Annotated in this window: 15 protein-coding genes and 1 pseudogene; 9 read left to right on the forward strand and 7 right to left on the reverse strand. The window is 52.4% G+C overall.

Annotated elements, in window-relative coordinates:
- The first annotated feature begins 143 nt into the window (after positions 1 to 143).
- The 4 genes from EL29_RS13175 to EL29_RS13190 are packed head-to-tail and all read left to right on the forward strand — an operon-like array spanning position 144 to position 4,094.
- Entirely contained in the window at positions 144 to 836 is a 693-nt protein-coding gene (locus EL29_RS13175; protein ID WP_014605231.1) for an RraA family protein, read from the forward strand.
- Entirely contained in the window at positions 836 to 1,774 is a 939-nt protein-coding gene (locus EL29_RS13180) for a hydroxyacid dehydrogenase (protein WP_015699684.1), read from the forward strand. The genes EL29_RS13175 and EL29_RS13180 overlap by 1 nt, the downstream gene beginning before the upstream one ends.
- A complete protein-coding gene (locus EL29_RS13185; protein WP_028715542.1) occupies positions 1,771 to 2,703 on the forward strand; it encodes an SMP-30/gluconolactonase/LRE family protein in 933 nt (310 codons plus the stop codon). Before EL29_RS13180 ends, EL29_RS13185 begins: the two co-directional genes overlap by 4 nt.
- 38 nt (positions 2,704 to 2,741) lie before the next feature.
- Positions 2,742 to 4,094 (forward strand): MFS transporter, encoded by a 1,353-nt coding sequence (locus EL29_RS13190; protein WP_022623545.1) that lies wholly within the window; start codon positions 2,742 to 2,744, stop codon positions 4,092 to 4,094.
- A 122-nt stretch (positions 4,095 to 4,216) separates the two neighbouring features.
- On the opposite strand, the gene EL29_RS13195 is transcribed toward EL29_RS13190, so the two are convergent.
- The 3 genes and pseudogenes from EL29_RS13195 to licT form a co-directional block, all read right to left on the reverse strand.
- A complete protein-coding gene (locus EL29_RS13195) occupies positions 4,217 to 5,557 on the reverse strand; it encodes an MFS transporter (RefSeq protein WP_013026827.1) in 1,341 nt (446 codons plus the stop codon).
- A 491-nt stretch (positions 5,558 to 6,048) separates the two neighbouring features.
- Positions 6,049 to 6,147 (reverse strand): annotated as a pseudogene (locus tag EL29_RS13200) (PTS transporter subunit EIIB); the annotation flags it as partial.
- Between the two features lie 132 nt (positions 6,148 to 6,279).
- On the reverse strand, positions 6,280 to 7,113 hold the full coding sequence (gene licT, locus EL29_RS13205; RefSeq protein ID WP_028715543.1) for a BglG family transcription antiterminator LicT: 834 nt from the start codon (positions 7,111 to 7,113) through the stop codon (positions 6,280 to 6,282).
- Between the two features lie 627 nt (positions 7,114 to 7,740).
- Here licT and EL29_RS13210 point away from each other — a divergent pair.
- Entirely contained in the window at positions 7,741 to 8,409 is a 669-nt protein-coding gene (locus EL29_RS13210) for an ATP-dependent Clp protease proteolytic subunit (protein WP_028715544.1), read from the forward strand.
- Between the two features lie 192 nt (positions 8,410 to 8,601).
- On the opposite strand, the gene EL29_RS13215 is transcribed toward EL29_RS13210, so the two are convergent.
- Entirely contained in the window at positions 8,602 to 9,615 is a 1,014-nt protein-coding gene (locus EL29_RS13215) for a zinc-dependent alcohol dehydrogenase family protein (protein WP_028715545.1), read from the reverse strand.
- Positions 9,616 to 9,717: 102 nt separating this feature from the next.
- On the opposite strand from EL29_RS13215, the gene EL29_RS13220 reads away from it, so the two are divergent.
- Entirely contained in the window at positions 9,718 to 10,116 is a 399-nt protein-coding gene (locus EL29_RS13220; protein WP_028715546.1) for a winged helix-turn-helix transcriptional regulator, read from the forward strand.
- 187 nt (positions 10,117 to 10,303) lie between these two features.
- On the opposite strand, the gene EL29_RS13225 is transcribed toward EL29_RS13220, so the two are convergent.
- On the reverse strand, positions 10,304 to 11,410 hold the full coding sequence (locus EL29_RS13225) for a right-handed parallel beta-helix repeat-containing protein (protein ID WP_235193319.1): 1,107 nt from the start codon (positions 11,408 to 11,410) through the stop codon (positions 10,304 to 10,306).
- An 83-nt stretch (positions 11,411 to 11,493) separates the two neighbouring features.
- Complete coding sequence (locus EL29_RS13230; RefSeq protein WP_028715548.1) at positions 11,494 to 12,093, reverse strand: NAD(P)H oxidoreductase; 600 nt, start codon at positions 12,091 to 12,093, stop codon at positions 11,494 to 11,496.
- A gap of 97 nt (positions 12,094 to 12,190) precedes the next feature.
- Between EL29_RS13230 and EL29_RS13235 the strand changes: the two genes are divergently transcribed.
- A complete protein-coding gene (locus EL29_RS13235; RefSeq protein WP_014594379.1) occupies positions 12,191 to 13,096 on the forward strand; it encodes a LysR family transcriptional regulator in 906 nt (301 codons plus the stop codon).
- On the opposite strand, the gene EL29_RS13240 is transcribed toward EL29_RS13235, so the two are convergent.
- Complete coding sequence (locus EL29_RS13240) at positions 13,086 to 13,208, reverse strand: helix-turn-helix domain-containing protein (protein WP_228225577.1); 123 nt, start codon at positions 13,206 to 13,208, stop codon at positions 13,086 to 13,088. The genes EL29_RS13235 and EL29_RS13240 overlap by 11 nt on opposite strands.
- A 667-nt stretch (positions 13,209 to 13,875) precedes the next feature.
- Between EL29_RS13240 and EL29_RS13245 the strand changes: the two genes are divergently transcribed.
- A complete protein-coding gene (locus EL29_RS13245) occupies positions 13,876 to 14,979 on the forward strand; it encodes a porin OmpC (protein ID WP_013026835.1) in 1,104 nt (367 codons plus the stop codon).
- An 85-nt stretch (positions 14,980 to 15,064) separates the two neighbouring features.
- Positions 15,065 to 15,493 (forward strand): GFA family protein, encoded by a 429-nt coding sequence (locus EL29_RS13250; protein WP_026021031.1) that lies wholly within the window; start codon positions 15,065 to 15,067, stop codon positions 15,491 to 15,493.
- The last annotated feature ends 101 nt before the right edge of the window (positions 15,494 to 15,594 follow it).

The raw sequence follows: 15,594 nt of genomic DNA on the forward strand, positions 1-15,594 counted from the left end.
GTACCCGAAACTGTGAGTCACATCTTGTTTACATCACAAACAAGCTCGCAACACTGGCGCCGTGGTCAGTGTCACCGATATAGTTATTTCATTATGTACAACACAGTTTTACCCTGTAAAACACGCAACCTGTGAGGTGACCCATGTCCGCGAACGAAAAACCGATGATCAACCGAGACGTTACGCGAGTCAGCAGTGATTATGTCAGACGTGCCGCTGAATTTCAGGCCGCGATTATTGCGGATGTCGCGGGCAGACGCGGCACGCTGCATGGCCGTATCAAACCACTGGGCACACATATGAAAGTGGCCGGGCCGGCGGTGACAGTGGAAGTGCGCCCGGGTGATAACCTGGCGATCCATGCTGCGCTGGCGGTGGCCAAACCCGGCGATGTCATCGTCGTGGATGGCAAGGGCGATATCAGCTGCGCGCTGTTAGGCGAGATCATGGCAACCCAGGCCGAAGCATCCGGCATTGCCGGGATTATCATCGATGGTGCGGTCAGGGATGCGGACGCACTGAGCACGCATACCTATCCCGTTTTCTCGGCCGGGCTCAATCCCTGTGGCCCGACGAAGTTCATTCCCGGTCGCGTGAATTACCCGGTTTCTGTTGCCGGCGCCACGATTAACGCGGGCGATCTGGTGGTGGGTGATATCGATGGCGTGGTGGTGGTGCCACGCGATGAAGTAGAAGTGGTATTGGAGCTCGCGGCGAAAAAACTGGATATGGAAACCCGCCGTATTGCGGCGATCAAAGCCGGTGACAAAAGGCCGGGCTGGTTGAACGGTGCCCTGCGTGCAGCGGGCATGTTAGCGGAAGGGGAGGAACTGTGATGCGTAAAAAGGACACAGTCATCATTACCGGCGCAGACATCGCTCCCGCCGCGCTCGCGATGCTGGAGGATTATGAGGTGGTCTTTGCGGGCACTAAGCCGTCAGAAGACGATCTTGTTGCGCTTTGTGAGCAGCACAATCCGGTCGGGATTGTGGTGCGCTATGGAAAAATTAACGCCCGCATCATGGATGCAGCGCCTGCCCTGCGCGTGATCTCCAAGCATGGCAGCGGCATTGACGTTATCGATCAAACGGCGGCGGCCGAACGAAACATCAGCGTCCAGTCTGCGCCCGGTGCCAATGCGGCAGCGGTGGCAGAACATACCTGGGCCATGATTCTGGCCTGCACCAAATCCCTGATCCCGCTGGATCGCCGGATGCGTGACGGCTACTGGGATAAATCCACCCACAAGTCGCTTGAACTTGAAGGCCGGACGCTTGGGCTGGTTGGGCTGGGGGCGATAGGCGGCCGGGTGGCGGACATTGGTCGGGTGTTTGGCATGCAGGTGATAGCTTACGATCCCTGGGCGAAAACGCTGCCCGCAGGCTGTGAGCAGGTGGACGATTTAGCCACGCTGTATGCGCGCGCAGATATTGTGTCACTGCACTGTCCGCTGACCGCGCAAAACAGCAAGATGATCAATGACCAGGCCCTGGCACAGTTCAAACCCGGCGCCGTGCTGGTGAATACCGCGCGCGGTGGACTGATTGATGATGATGCCCTGATTCGTGCCCTTAACAGCGGCAGACTCAGCGGCGCGGCGCTGGACAGCTTTACCGTTGAGCCGCTGACTGCGCCGCACATCTGGCAGAAGGTGGAAAACGTCATCATTACGCCGCATATCGGCGGTGTGAGTGATAATTCTTACGTGAAAATGGGCACGGCCTCCGTAACCAATCTGCTTAAAGTATTAGCGCAAAAGGAAGCCACCGTATGATGTGCCTGACCACACCGGAGGTCAGGCAGACATCGGTTTTTACCCGGTTGCCCGACCGCTTCCGCGCACCTGACCGTCACAATGCCTGGGCCACCGCGAATCGCGGCGGCCAGCTTACCGACTCTTTTCTTGAAGGGCCGGTCTGGCATCCCTCGGGCTGTCTTTACCTGACCGACATTCCCTATGGCCGGATATTCCGCGTTGATATGGCAGGCAACTGGGACATCATCGTGCAATACGATGGCGAACCCAACGGCATGAAACTTGTCGGTCCGGAGACGCTTCTGATTACGGATTATCGTCACGGGTTAATGAAGCTCTGTCTCAAAACGCAAAAAATCACACCGTGGCTGTCGCGCCGTAACAGCGAGAGTTTTCGCGGCGTGAACGATTTAACGCCCGACAGCCGGGGGAACCTCTATTTCACCGATCAGGGGCAAACCGGGCTGCACGATCCCACAGGACGGGTTTATCGGCTCAGCGAGGACGGAAGGCTGGATATCCTGCTGGATAACTGCCCAAGCCCAAACGGGCTGGTGCTGTCGCCAGACGAAAAAGTGCTGTATGTCGCAATGACGCGCGGCAATGCGATCTGGCGCGTGCCGCTTCAGCGCGATGGTTCAGTCAGCAAGGTCGGTCAGTATTTTACCTCGCACGGTCCCAGCGGTCCCGATGGATTAGCCATGAACGCGCACGGCGAGCTGCTGATTGCCAACCCTGGCCTGGGCCGCGTCTGGCTGCTGAACGATCTGGCTGAGCCCGCAGAAATTCTCACCAGTCCCGCCGGACGCTCCACCACCAATCTCTGTTTTGGTGGCGAAAATTTACAGCAGCTGTTTATTACCGAATCGGTCAGCGGCAGCATTCTTACCTGTTCAATGAAAACACCAGGCCATCCACTGCCCTTCCTGTCCACCGATTTTCTCTGAGAACAACACTGCGTTTTCTGAACGCAGCGGAGGCAACCATGAATCTGCATTCTGTAAGCACTGGCTCACCTGTTGAGCCAGCAGCCGTGTCTGCATCCCATGAAGACATGAATCAAACTGATTTTGAACAAAGCGAACGGGCGGCGGCTAAAGCGTTCCGCCGTATCCTGCCTTTTATTTTCATCTGCTACGTGGTCAGTTATCTGGATCGCACCAATGTCAGCTTCGCCGCACTGGGCATGAACGCCGATCTGGGCATTACGGCTGAGCAGTTCGGGTTTGGTGCCGGGATGTTTTTCATCGGCTATTTTCTGTTTGAGGTGCCCAGTAACCTGATTATGCAAAAAGTGGGGGCTCGTATCTGGATCGCCCGCATCATGATCTCATGGGGCATCATCTCCATGGCGACCGCCTTCGTTACCGGGCCGGTCAGCTTTGCCTTTGCCCGTTTTTGCCTGGGCGTGGCTGAAGCAGGCTTTACACCGGGTATTTATCTGTTCTTCACCTACTGGTTTCCCGGAAGCTGGCGCGCAAAAATCACGGCGGCATTTTTAGTCGGCATCCCCGTGGCCAATATCATCGGCGCGCCCTTATCCGGCATGTTGATGCAAATCACCGGGCATGAGCACATTCGTAACTGGCAATGGTTGCTGCTGCTGGAAGGGTTTCCGGCCGTTATCCTCGGCGTCCTGTGCCTGTTCTTCCTCAACGATCGCCCGGCAAAGGCCAACTGGCTGAGCGAGGCGGAAAAAACGTTGCTGAGCCGACGACTGGCAAACGAGCAGCAGCAAATTGAAAGGGCGCACGGTGCCAGCCTGCGTGACGCGCTGCGCAATCCCCTGCTTTACCTGCTGGCTTTCATTAATTTTTGCGGCATTGTCGGTTCTATCGGCGTGGGCCTGTGGATGCCGCAGATCATCAAGCAGATTGGCGTGAGCCATACCGCCACGGGTTTTCTGACCGCGCTACCTTATATTTGTGGTGCCTTCAGCATGCTGTTCTGGGCGCAGCGGGCCAATGCCTCCGGCCACCGCATTCGCTGGATCAGCGCTGCGCTGGTTATCGCCGCCATCGCGCTGGCCTGCAGCGCCGTCGTGAATGAGCCGGTGGTGAAGATGCTTGCGCTCTGTTTTACCGTCAGCGGCATTCTGGCTTTTCAGGCGTCATTCTGGGCACTGCCTTCGGGTTTTCTCACAGGAAGCGCGGCCGCAGGCGGATTAGCCATGATTGTTTCTGTCGGCAATCTGGGGGGATTTGTCGGGCCTTCGCTTATTGGCTATGTGCGTCAGACAAGCGGGGGTTTTATGTGGGCGCTGCTGGCAGTTTCCGCCGTGTTGCTGATTGGCGCGTTTACCGTAGCGTTAATCAAAGATCCTTACCGCAAAGCATAGTCATCCCCTCCCCTGAGGCGCTCCGGCGCCTTTACCTTTTCCTGTTAAGCCTTATTCCGCCATTTCATCGGCTACAAAAAAAGCGCCCGCAGGCGCTTTACTGGTTTTTCAGGTTGAACCCACTATTTGCTTGCCGGTGATAGGCTCTGATCAACCTCGATTTTTGCGGCGCTTTTGCGGCCCATGATCAGCACCGCGATACCGCCCGCCGCGCAGAGTACCGCCAGTGGCACCATCGCCAGCGCATGGCTGCCGGTTTGCTCATTGATAATGCCGTAGACGTTGACCATCAGACCACCACCAATCAGATTCGCCATTGCGCCGATAGCCGCTAAGCCCGCCGCTGCGGTGGTAGAAGACATCCAGCCGGACGCCAGCGCCCAGAACGGGCCTTTCATGGAATAAGCACCAATCAGAACCAGCGACAGAATCACCACGCTTCCCGCCAGCGACTGCGTAAGGAAGGCAGAGAGCAGCCCACCCGCGATCAGGAAAAGCGTTAACGCGGTATGCCAGCGGCGTTCGCCCGTGCGGTCAGAGCTACGTCCCCAGACAATCATCAACACCGACGCCAGGCCATAAGGAATCGCGTTGACCAGCCCGGTGGTGAAGTTGTCGAGTCCAAACGACTTAAGCAACTGCGGCGACCAGACGCTCAATGTAGAACCGGCAGCCGAAGCCCCTGCGTAAATCAGCGCCATCACCCAGATATGTTTGTGACGCAGGAGCTGCCACAACGAAATATGCCCAATCACTTTACGTTTTGCGTTCTCTTCAGCCAGCGTGGTGCTGAGCCAGTTGCGCTGATCTTCGGTTAACCAGGTCGCATTTTCAGGGCGATTGCTTAACAGGAAAAAGGCGGCGACGCCTAAAAGCACGGCTGGAATGCCTTCTAAAATAAACAGCCAGTGCCAGCCGCGTAACCCGAACCAGCCATCCAGCGAGAGTATTGCGCCCGAGATCGGTGAACCAATGAAGTTTGCCGCCGGAATGGCCACCATAAACGTCGCGATGACGCGGGCGCGGTACTTACCGGGGATCCAGTAGGTCAAATACAGGATAACGCCGGGAAAAAACCCCGCCTCGGCAGCACCCAGCAAGAAGCGCAGGAAATAGAGCATTTCAGCGCTTGAAACAAAGGCGGTGCAGACGGACACGATGCCCCACGTCACCATAATGCGAGATATCCAAATCTTTGCGCCAATCTTTTGCATCGCTAAGTTGCTGGGCACTTCGAACAGAAAATAGCCGACGAAAAATAGACTGCTTGCCAGACCAAATACCGCTTTGGACAGGCCGAGATCCTCGTTCATTTGCAACGCCGCCATTCCGATGTTGCCGCGGTCAATGATAGCGATCAGATAGCAGACGATCAGGAAGGGGAGAATCCGTCTTATCACGCGTTTTACGGTCTGCTGTTCGATATCGGAGGTTAATGCGCCATTCGGCATCTTGTCAGACATGGTGTTCCTCGCAGAATTGTCATGGTTTTACGCCTGGATATATCTCTTGTTTTACTCTGTAAAACCGTGGTGTACAAAGTACACTCATTATCTAGTCAAACTTTTTCCGCCGCAGGTAAATGTTATGAGGTTGTGTTATTTGTCACAAAAAGGTATCAGCATAAGCGGCGATATGTGACGCTGGAGGAGTTTTTACGCTTTTAAACGGGAGCGATGTTGGGGAAATGCGACAGTCAAAATATCAGCAGAGACCGGCAAGGCTGGCGTTAGGCAGAGTCGCCTGATGGATGATGTGGCAGCGTCGGCTGCCGACGAGACAGAGGCCAGCCGCAAAATGGCAGGCAAGCTGAGGCAACAGAATCGCGCAGCCTCAAGCCGCCTGAGGGACGTTATGCTGTTAAGGACGGGCTGTTAACGATGCGCCTTTGGATGCGATCACGTCCTGATACCAGAAGAAGCTTTTCTTGCGACTGCGTGCCAGGGTGCCTGCCCCGGAAGCGAAGACGCGTGGCACAATGCACCAGACTGACGATGTTCTCTTTGCCGCCGACGTGGCTGAGAATATCCCTGGCCAACGGTTGATATTTCATGTTGATGTCCTCAGAGCGATGCCGCTGGCATCCGTTAAAAATAAAAAAACCTGAGAACGGCCCCCTTGTGTGTCATGGGCCGCGCTCAGGTTTTGCCTGCGCAATGCAGTTACAATCCTGTGTTAATCAGGCTTAATGCGCCTCTTTTCTTACCCGTTCGATATGAATGGCAAGAAACACAATCTCTTCTGTTGTCAGCTCACGCTGATAGTTTTGCTGTAGATACTGTGAAACCTTTTCAGCGCATTTCCAGGCTTTCGCATAGTTGTCTTTTACGGCTGAATGCAGTGAAACATCATCATCTTCCACCACGGTGCGCGTTAACATGCGCTGCGCAAAAAACTTCAGATGCGTAACAAAACGCTGATAGCTGAGCGATTCCTCCTGATACTCCAGCCTCAGTTGATATTTCACCAACTGCAGGATTTCCTGCATAACCCGGGTGACGTGCATCACTTCAGGCATTTCACTGTTAAGTTGCGCCGTGACCAGGTGCAACGCGATAAAACCCGCCTCGTCCTCGTCCAACTCGGTTTGAAGACGACGGGCAATGATTTGCCTGGCCTCCTGCCCTAGCGCAAACTCTTTGGGATAAAGACGTTTGATATCCCACAGCAGCACATTTTTTATCGCCAGCCCTTTCTTCTGCCGCTCAATCGCAAAGTAGCAGTGATCGGTCAGGGTGATGTACAAACTTTCCTGCAATTTTCCCAGACATTCTGTTGCCCGTTCGATAATGCGATCGCAGGTCGTCATGACCTCCAGCGGGATCTGGTTGAGCAGTTCCCCCAGGCGGTGAACCAGCTCATCGTTTTGCAACGCAAACACCTTTTCGACGCGCTGTTTATCCAGTTCTTCACCGACCCGTTTCTGAAAGGCCAGCCCCCGGCCCATAACAACCTGCTCACGTCCGTGCTCATCCAGAACAACCACCACATTGTTATTAAGTATTTTGGCGATTTTCATCAGAACCCCAGAAACAAAAAAACCCGACTTCCGGCACAGGCCAGGAAATCAGGTTTTGCCTGCCGCAGCAGTAACAATTTAAAAAAGGCATCTTATCAGTTTCATTTTGCGCCTCAATACACCGCCACTAAAAACGTTATGTCGCGCGAAGGTCTCTTCATGTTTTCACTGCACGCGAGCGCAGACAGGCGAAAATACACCCAGGATAAGGCGCGAATCGATGACCTGACCGACACTGACAGCGTTTTGTGTTGAGAGCGCCTTCAGTGCACGCGTCGAACGTGCCTGGTCAACGCATTCACGGTCATCCGGTAATCACCCGACAGCTGGATTATCCTCCATGCGCCGCCATTTGCTTTCAGGTGACAGCACTCCGTTCAGAGGCGCAGGTGTTCACTGATAACAGGTTTCGCGATATCCAAAACAGTGTTAAGCATCAGGCATTCCGAGATTCACGCTATTACTATCGCGAGGAAAAAAAATTCGCACCCTAACGATTAAAAATGCCTGATAAATAATAATGTGAAATATATTAAAGGGTAACAAAGCCCTGCAAATAACCAATCGGCATTGCATAAAATCCCTGTGGCTGATAAGAAATGAAAAAAACGGAGTGATGATTCAACAATGAAATATAACGCTTTGATAGCGGCCCTGTTTATTACGATCAGTGCACCCTCTTTGGCTGCTATCAACAGAGTCGTTGACGTCAAACGCCCGCCAAATACGGTTAAATCCGTAAAGGTGTTTTTTACCGGCGCGGTTACGCTCAATAAAGTGATGTCGCTATCATCCGTGCTCGACGAGATCGGCCAGAATTATAAATCAGCCACGCAGGTGCTGCTCTATATCAGCAGCCCCGGTGGTGACATTGATGCCGGAAAAATTGGTTATCAGGTCGTTAAAAACTCCCCCATTCCCGTTACGACCGTGAACGCCTCCTCCGTCGAGTCCTCGGCCACGATGATCTACTGCGGCGCACAAAAGAGGCAGGTTATGGGTGACAGCATTTTCTTATTGCATGCGCCAACCGTTGGAAACGCGCCGCGTAGCAATGTCAGTGAAAATATGCTGGACGAGAAAACCGAATTTACCAGCAGATACCGGAACGTGATAAAAACGATTTATCAGTCCTGCACCCACCTCACTGACGAGCAGATTGAAAAGATCACCTACAGTGAAGATAACCATAAGCTGCTGGACAACAAGCAGGCATTAGCCACGGGCATCGCCACAGGCGAAATGACCGATTTTCAGCCTGCTGATGCCGCGTATTATATTCATGATAATGACTAAAGGATGATGAAGAGGGGCAGAGCCTGCAAGTCAGACAAGGTTCGAGCCGTTGGATGATAACACCGCTCACTTACCCGTGCTGTGCTGGGGTTTTGTTGAAAAGGGCGCATAGCGTATGCACCCTTTTTTGACCGACGACAAGCAGGTTTTCGCCTCTTATGACAAGGCTTACATGCCCACTTTATCTATCTGTCACCACTCAACACAGATTTTGCCCAGATGCGAGCCGCTCTGCTGCCAGGCGAAGGCCTCGGCAATATCGTCATATTTAAACGTCCGGTCAATAACCGGCTTCTGGTTCATGCTTTCCAGCGCCTTCACGTAGTCAATCTGGTCCTGACGACTGGCAACGATCACGCCTTTAATGGTGACCTGCTTCGCCAGAACAGACAGAATGGACAGCGTTGCTTCATCGCCGGAAATGATACCGATTTGGGTGATGTGCCCACCGATTTTGACCGCTTTCAGTGACTCGCCCAGCGTCGCCGGGCCGCCCACCTCAACAACATGATCCACGCCCACGCCGTTGGTCAGTGCGAGGACGCTATCGCCCCAGTTCGGAGTGGTGCGGTAGTTGATGGTTTCATCGGCCCCCAGCGCTTTAACGTGCTTAAGCTTTTCATCTGATGAGGAGGTGGCGATCACCCTGGCACCCATCGCTTTGGCGATCTGTAGGGCGGCAATGGACACGCCGCCCGTGCCCTGCACCAGCACCGTGTCGTTGGCCTGCAGTTTGCCTTCAGTGATCAGGGCGCGCCAGGCTGTCAGGCCAGATGTGGTGATCGTGGCCGACTCGGTGTGCGTCCAGCCTTTCGGTGCATGGGTAAAGGCATTCTCCGAACGCACGACATACTCACTGGCCATGCCATCAATGCCGTCGCCCGGCGTATGGGCAAAGCCCCCCACTTCTGCGGAAGGTTTGCCAGACAGCCAGACGGGGAAGAAGGTTGACACAACGCTGTCGCCCACGCGGAAATCCTTAACGCCTTCGCCGACGGCTTCTACCACGCCTGCGCCATCAGACAGCAGGATGCGGCCGTCTTCGGTTGGAAACTGTCCGGTCGCCACAATCAGATCGTGAAAATTCAGGGAGCCGGCTTTGATAGCGACCCGAATCTCACCTTTGCCCGGTTGGCCCGGATCGGCGATGTCCGACACATGGATATTGTTGAGTCCGCCTGGTGCTTTAAGGGTAAGTGCTTTCATGCTTTTCTCCGTTAAAAGAGGGATGTCTTAATCAGCAGTTGCTAAACATAGACCATATGTGCATTTTATTAAATACGGTCATTTAGGTGATATAGGTACATTTTGGATACTGTAAAAAACCCAAGATATGAAAATTACGATGCGGTGGCCTGCCCGGTTGAAGCCACGCTGGAACTGATTGGCGGCAAGGGTAAAGGGATGATTCTTTACCACCTGCAAAACGAAACGCTGCGGTTTAATGCGCTAAGAAGACGGCTGGGTGATATCACGCCGCGGGTACTCACGCGGCAACTTCGGGAACTGGAAAACGTCGGGTTAATTCATCGCGAAGTGTATGCTGAAGTTCCGCCGAAGGTGGAGTACAGCATGACCGAAGAAGGCGCTTCGCTTGCGCCCTTGCTTGGGCTGTTAAAGCAGTGGGGAGAGCAACACGCGCTGGCCTTATTAGGCAAAAAAAAACCCGCCGTTGTGCCGGAAACGTCCGAGGCTGAAGCACAATGAATGGCCGTGCGCGGTGCCCCCAAAACCTGTTATGACTGATCCTGGACAGGTTCCTCCGCAGGATATCATGGGGAGGAACCTGAAACGCCGGTGGTGAGGTTCAGTCGTTCAGTACGTTTCCATCTGCCACATCACAAGGTGGCCCGCAGCAACCGATGACCGGTTTTCTGTGCTGTCTCGCCATTGCTTATTTCTCAAGCACAGAAGCAACCGACTCACAGTTCACCGGCATCCTGTGCTCTGCCACGGAGACAACACAAAATCCGGCCGCATCTTTGCTATAATGTGCCGCCACACTGAAACGATTGTGGCGTTTAATCTCCTCAACCGGCGGGATTGAGCCAGGCACACCACCCACTGCGGTTTGCAAGCCTACTGTCCAGGGCTGGGTAAACAGATTGTCGTTAACGCTAACCGGCCCGTCGGTCGGTACACCTCGAATATAAACACTGCCTCGGTTTGACGTCCCGTAGCGGCCATAATCAAACAGATTATTGTTTATGATGATGTTTTTCCCGCCGTGGCCCTGCGCGCCCTTGTGCATATCAAACTGATGGTAAGCGCCCCGTGCTCCGCCATTGAGCACAAGGTTGTTATAAGCGTGATAGCCCTCACCGTCATCGCCTTTTCCGGCAATAGCATGACGATTAGCGTTAAAGGTATTGCAGTAGATATCGGCCTGAGCATGGCCATTTTGTACCACCACACCGTAGCCCAGTTGGGTACGGATATTATCGTGGATAACGTTGTGATGAATTTTATTGTCGACGGACGTTTTTACGCTAATCCCGGCCCACGGCCAGTGATAAATCTCATTGTTGTCGATATCAATATGATCGGTGCCAGGTAAAAACTGGATGCCAATCGTTTTATTCGGCGTGTCCGGTTGTCCAGAGGGGCCTTCAATACGCAGCCCGGTTATCCTTGCTTTAGCCTCAACAACATACACAGGATATTGATTAAGTCCGTCATTGAGCCATGGCGTTTGTAATAAAGCGCCCCGACTGCCTTTTTCACCACGATTGCTAAAAAGCGTCTGCCCGGCTTTAATGCGCAATGCCTGTGGCTGATTCGGCACCGTGATGGTGACATCACCCGGAACATAGATGAAGGGATGATTGCTGTCGACAGCCTGTTTCAACGCATCGAAAGTGCGGACAGTAACATAGTGGGCGACGTTATCCGGCGTAAGACGATCCTGATACTGCGCCCCACCTCCAATGACATCGCAACTGCCCACCGCGCTAATGGCAGAGCCGGATATCAGTAACAGGCCCGCTATGGCTATTTTCATTTTGGTCATCTCCTGTCGACGCCCGATACAGGCCAGGCTGTCATGTACGCCGTTTTGCAGGGCAGCGATCGCCCTGCCATGCTTTATTCAATGGTGCTGTCTACGACCGCCTGCGCTTGTGCAAACAGTTGCTCATAATGCGAGAGGCTGTCATCAATCGTCTCCTCAACACCCAAGGTGTTATAGAGGAAATGAACCTCCACGTCAGCGTTCTCCAGGTAACCCGCCACGCCCATTGTGTAATCCGTGATGTTTTTCTCCCAGCCATATTTAATAAAGGTTTGCTGAGAACCGCCGACCAGTGCCAGCCAGCGTACTTTTTTATTTTTTAACGCGCTGTTTTCACCGTAGGCCAGACCGTAGTTCCATACGCGTTCCAGATAGCCTTTGAGCATGGCGGGATAGCTGTACCACCACAGTGGAAAGACAAAAATGATCGCATCACGATCGTCAAGCTCACTGAACAGACGATGCACCTCCGGTGAGTAGCGCTTAGCCGGATTTTGCCACTCGGGTTCGTCCTCTTCCCGCATCGCCGGATCAAAGCCACTACGGTAGAGATCCAGCGTCTTAACATGTGCGCCCCGCTGCTCTGCCCGGTGGCGCAGGCTTTCCACCATCTGTGCGGTGAGTGAATCGGCACGGGGATGTGACCAGACGATATACAGGTTTGTTGATTTCATCTTTCACCTCATCTTGTGTTGAGGCATTCACATTACGCTCGCCACATTAGTGTGTGAAACGTATGATTTGAGATGGGTTAATGAGAGATTTTCACCAATGAAACTGAACGTCTATGACTTTGCGACCTTTATCGCGGTTTCACGCCACAAAAGTTTTCGCGCGGCCGGTGACGAGCTTGGCCTGTCGCCCTCGGCGGTCAGCCACGCAATAAAGCAACTTGAGCAGCGGCTGAAAATCCGGCTGTTCAATCGCACAACGCGTAGCGTTGCCCTGACAGAAGCCGGAGCAAATCTGTATGAGCGTTTGCGCCCGGCCTTTGATGAAATCAATGTGATACTCGATGAGGCTAACTGTTTTCGTCAGACGCCCATGGGCTCGCTAAAAATTAACTCATCGCGTCTTGCCTCGCGCATGGTGTTAATCCCACTGGTGGCAACATTCAGTCGGCTTTATCCGGATATCCGTGTGGAAATCACAACGGAAGACCGGCTGGTCGATATCGTGAAAGAGGGATTTGACGCGGGTATTCGCCTCAGCAGCAGGCTTGAAAAAGATATGATCGCGCTTCCCGTTGGGCCCAAAATCAGGTTGGTTGTGGTGGCAACCCCGGACTATTTCGCCCGCCATGCACCGCCTGAACACCCACGTGACATCATGAATCATCAGTGCGTGATGTTCCGTCACGGCAGCGGTCGCATTTATCAATGGGAATTCAGCGGCCCGGAAGGCAGGCTTGAGATACTTCCGACCGGTAATATCCTGCTGGACGATATGGACGCTCAACGTGATGCCGTGCTGTGCGGTGCCGGACTAGGCTACCTCTATCACGAACAGGTAAAAGATGAACTGGCAGCTGGCCGTCTGGTTCCGGTACTGGAAGCGTGGTTACCAGAGCAGCCCAGCCTGCAGTTTTACTATCCTAATCGCCACTATATGTCATCGGCGTTAAGGGCATTTATTGACCACATCAAAGCCGCTTCGCCAGCCGCGGTTAGCTGTTAAGATCGTACTCTTTCAACTTACGCCACAGGGTGGTCGGGCTGATGCCAAGGATGGCTGCCGCCCTGACCTTATCCCCTTGAGTTTGGGTGATGATACGCGTGATAATTATCACGAATAAAAAACGGGAGCTTTTCAAAAAGAAAAGAGAGATTGATTAACCATTTCATTCTGAAAGTGAAGATGTGAGGCAGTTAACGGTGAATGGATGTTGAGAAACTCAACAGTTTTGCTGAGGACGTAGATCCGGGAAGATAAACACGGTTAACAAATACTTGTGATAAACATATCCACTTTTTCAAACACCTCGTTCTTATTAAACACTATTTTAACAAAGCGCAAATAAACGCTGTACATTATTAATCCGTCTCTCAGGGTAAGATCTCACCTTCAGTGTCAATAAATGCAAAACCTTTAATTACGTAAAAACACTTCCCTCATCTTTATTCTTTTATTAATGAAGTTATAAAAACCAGAGAATGCCAGAAAAACAATTAACAAAAAAGTCATAATAAGAACAAAACAAATAACCCATAAAAAACAACGGAATATTAAAAAAATAGCAACAACGACAATATAAAAACAATAATATCAAGACAAACAAAAAACACATCAGACCTTCTATTTAGACGCAGATCATACAAACACAAATAAATCGAAATGGCAGGAAACTTATCATTGAATTCATACCGGATTGTCATTTAAAAATAGTGAGCCATTTAAGCGCGCCTCATCCATCAGTGGCTCTGGTTAATATAAAATAAAACTACAGGATTTCTCTCATGAAACTTAAATTAGTTGCAGTGGCAGTAACTACATTGTTAGCAGCAGGTGTAACAAATGCTGCAGAAATCTATAACAAAGACGGTAATAAATTAGATCTTTACGGTAAAATGCAGGGATTGCACTATTTCAGCAGTGATAAAGGTGAGCGTGGTGATAATTCATATGCTCGCCTCGGTGTAAAAGGGGAAACGCAGATCACCGACCAACTGACCGGGTTCGGTCAGTGGGAATACAACATGCAGGCGAACCGCGATGAAAAATCTGAGAGCCAGTCATGGACGCGCTTAGGCTTCGCGGGGCTCAAATACGGTGACTATGGTTCGTTTAACTACGGCCGTAACTACGGCGTGGTTTACGATGTTACCTCCTGGACCGACGTGTTGCCGGAGTTTGGCGGCGACACCTATGGCTCCGATAATTTTATGCAACAACGTGCCAATGGCCTGGCGACCTACCGTAATACCGACTTCTTTGGCCTGGTATCCGGACTTAACTTTGCCTTACAGTATCAAGGCAGAAACGGCGGTGCTGATGGTGAAGGCAACAGTGTGACGAATAATAACCGTAATGCTGCGAAGCAAAACGGCGACGGCTACGGTGCAGCAGTGACCTATGCCTCTCCTCTGGGCATAAATGCCGGTGTGGCCTATTCTCATTCCAAACGCACACTGGACCAGAACGGTCTGGCATTGGGTGAGGGTGATAATGCCGAAACGTATTCAGCCGCGCTGAAATACGATGCCAATGCCGTTTATCTGGCGGCACAATATACCCAAACCTACAATGCCACACGCGTTGGTAATGGCAACCCAGGTTTCGCCAACAAAGCACAGAATTTCGAAGTCGTTGCGCAGTATCAGTTCGACTTTGGTCTGCGCCCCAGCATCGCGTATCTGCAATCAAAAGGGAAAGATCTTGAAGGCTTTGGCGACCGGGATTTAGTGAAATATGTTGATTTAGGTGCGGCCTATTACTTCAACAAAAATATGTCAGCCATCATCGATTATAAAATCAACCTGCTGGATGAAACCGACTTCACTCAGGCAGCGGGCATTTCAACTGACAATATTCTGGCCGTCGGCCTGGTTTATCAATTCTAATTCCGACGCACTCGTGTTAAGCCAGCTCTCAGAGCTGGCTTTTTTATCACCCGCATATTTACCGCTCTGGGGTACAAGGATGGTTTTGACAACATTTACCGGGCGTTGCCTTTGTGGTGAGTGTCAGTTCGCCGTCGAGATCGATGAACTGAACGTGCATGCCTGTCATTGCACGTTGTGTCAAAAATGGTCAGGCGGGATTGCCATGTACATGGAAGCGGCCAGTGCGCCAGCATTACTCAGGCAGTCAGCCTCGCCCTCATGTTTCACCTCGTCTTTACAGGGTAAACGCTATTTTTGCCCCGGCTGTGGTTCTCCAATGTGGTTGTTGTTGACTGACAGCCAACGCTACTTTATTCCCTGGACACAGCTTGACCTGACTGAAGATGTGCAGCGCCGTCTGGTGCTGGCCGCTGAAATCTACACCGAGACTCAGCCTGCCTTCTGGCGCCTTACAGGGCAATATGCCCGCTTTAGTGGCAAAGCGTTCGAAGCCAGAATGCCGCACCGCTAATCGGTTTCCTCAGCCATCCCTCATGCACTGACGCCAGCGGCGCAGTCACGTCACGTCACAGCAGTAAAGATCATCACGCCATCTTAACGACCTAATACGCT

Source organism: Pantoea ananatis LMG 2665 (assembly GCF_000710035.2).
Classification (GTDB): Bacteria; Pseudomonadota; Gammaproteobacteria; order Enterobacterales; family Enterobacteriaceae; genus Pantoea; species Pantoea ananatis.

What these genes read in the sequence shown, in the direction of transcription:
- EL29_RS13175 (WP_014605231.1), top strand. Translation starts at nt 144, where the DNA reads ATGTCCGCGAACGAAAAACCGATGATCAACCGAGACGTTACGCGAGTC.
- EL29_RS13180 (WP_015699684.1), top strand. Translation starts at nt 836, where the DNA reads ATGCGTAAAAAGGACACAGTCATCATTACCGGCGCAGACATCGCTCCC.
- EL29_RS13185 (WP_028715542.1), top strand. Translation starts at nt 1,771, where the DNA reads ATGATGTGCCTGACCACACCGGAGGTCAGGCAGACATCGGTTTTTACC.
- EL29_RS13190 (WP_022623545.1), top strand. Translation starts at nt 2,742, where the DNA reads ATGAATCTGCATTCTGTAAGCACTGGCTCACCTGTTGAGCCAGCAGCC.
- EL29_RS13195 (WP_013026827.1), bottom strand. Translation starts at nt 5,557, where the DNA reads ATGTCTGACAAGATGCCGAATGGCGCATTAACCTCCGATATCGAACAG.
- licT (WP_028715543.1), bottom strand. Translation starts at nt 7,113, where the DNA reads ATGAAAATCGCCAAAATACTTAATAACAATGTGGTGGTTGTTCTGGAT.
- EL29_RS13210 (WP_028715544.1), top strand. Translation starts at nt 7,741, where the DNA reads ATGAAATATAACGCTTTGATAGCGGCCCTGTTTATTACGATCAGTGCA.
- EL29_RS13215 (WP_028715545.1), bottom strand. Translation starts at nt 9,615, where the DNA reads ATGAAAGCACTTACCCTTAAAGCACCAGGCGGACTCAACAATATCCAT.
- EL29_RS13225 (WP_235193319.1), bottom strand. Translation starts at nt 11,410, where the DNA reads ATGAAAATAGCCATAGCGGGCCTGTTACTGATATCCGGCTCTGCCATT.
- EL29_RS13230 (WP_028715548.1), bottom strand. Translation starts at nt 12,093, where the DNA reads ATGAAATCAACAAACCTGTATATCGTCTGGTCACATCCCCGTGCCGAT.
- EL29_RS13235 (WP_014594379.1), top strand. Translation starts at nt 12,191, where the DNA reads ATGAAACTGAACGTCTATGACTTTGCGACCTTTATCGCGGTTTCACGC.
- EL29_RS13245 (WP_013026835.1), top strand. Translation starts at nt 13,876, where the DNA reads ATGAAACTTAAATTAGTTGCAGTGGCAGTAACTACATTGTTAGCAGCA.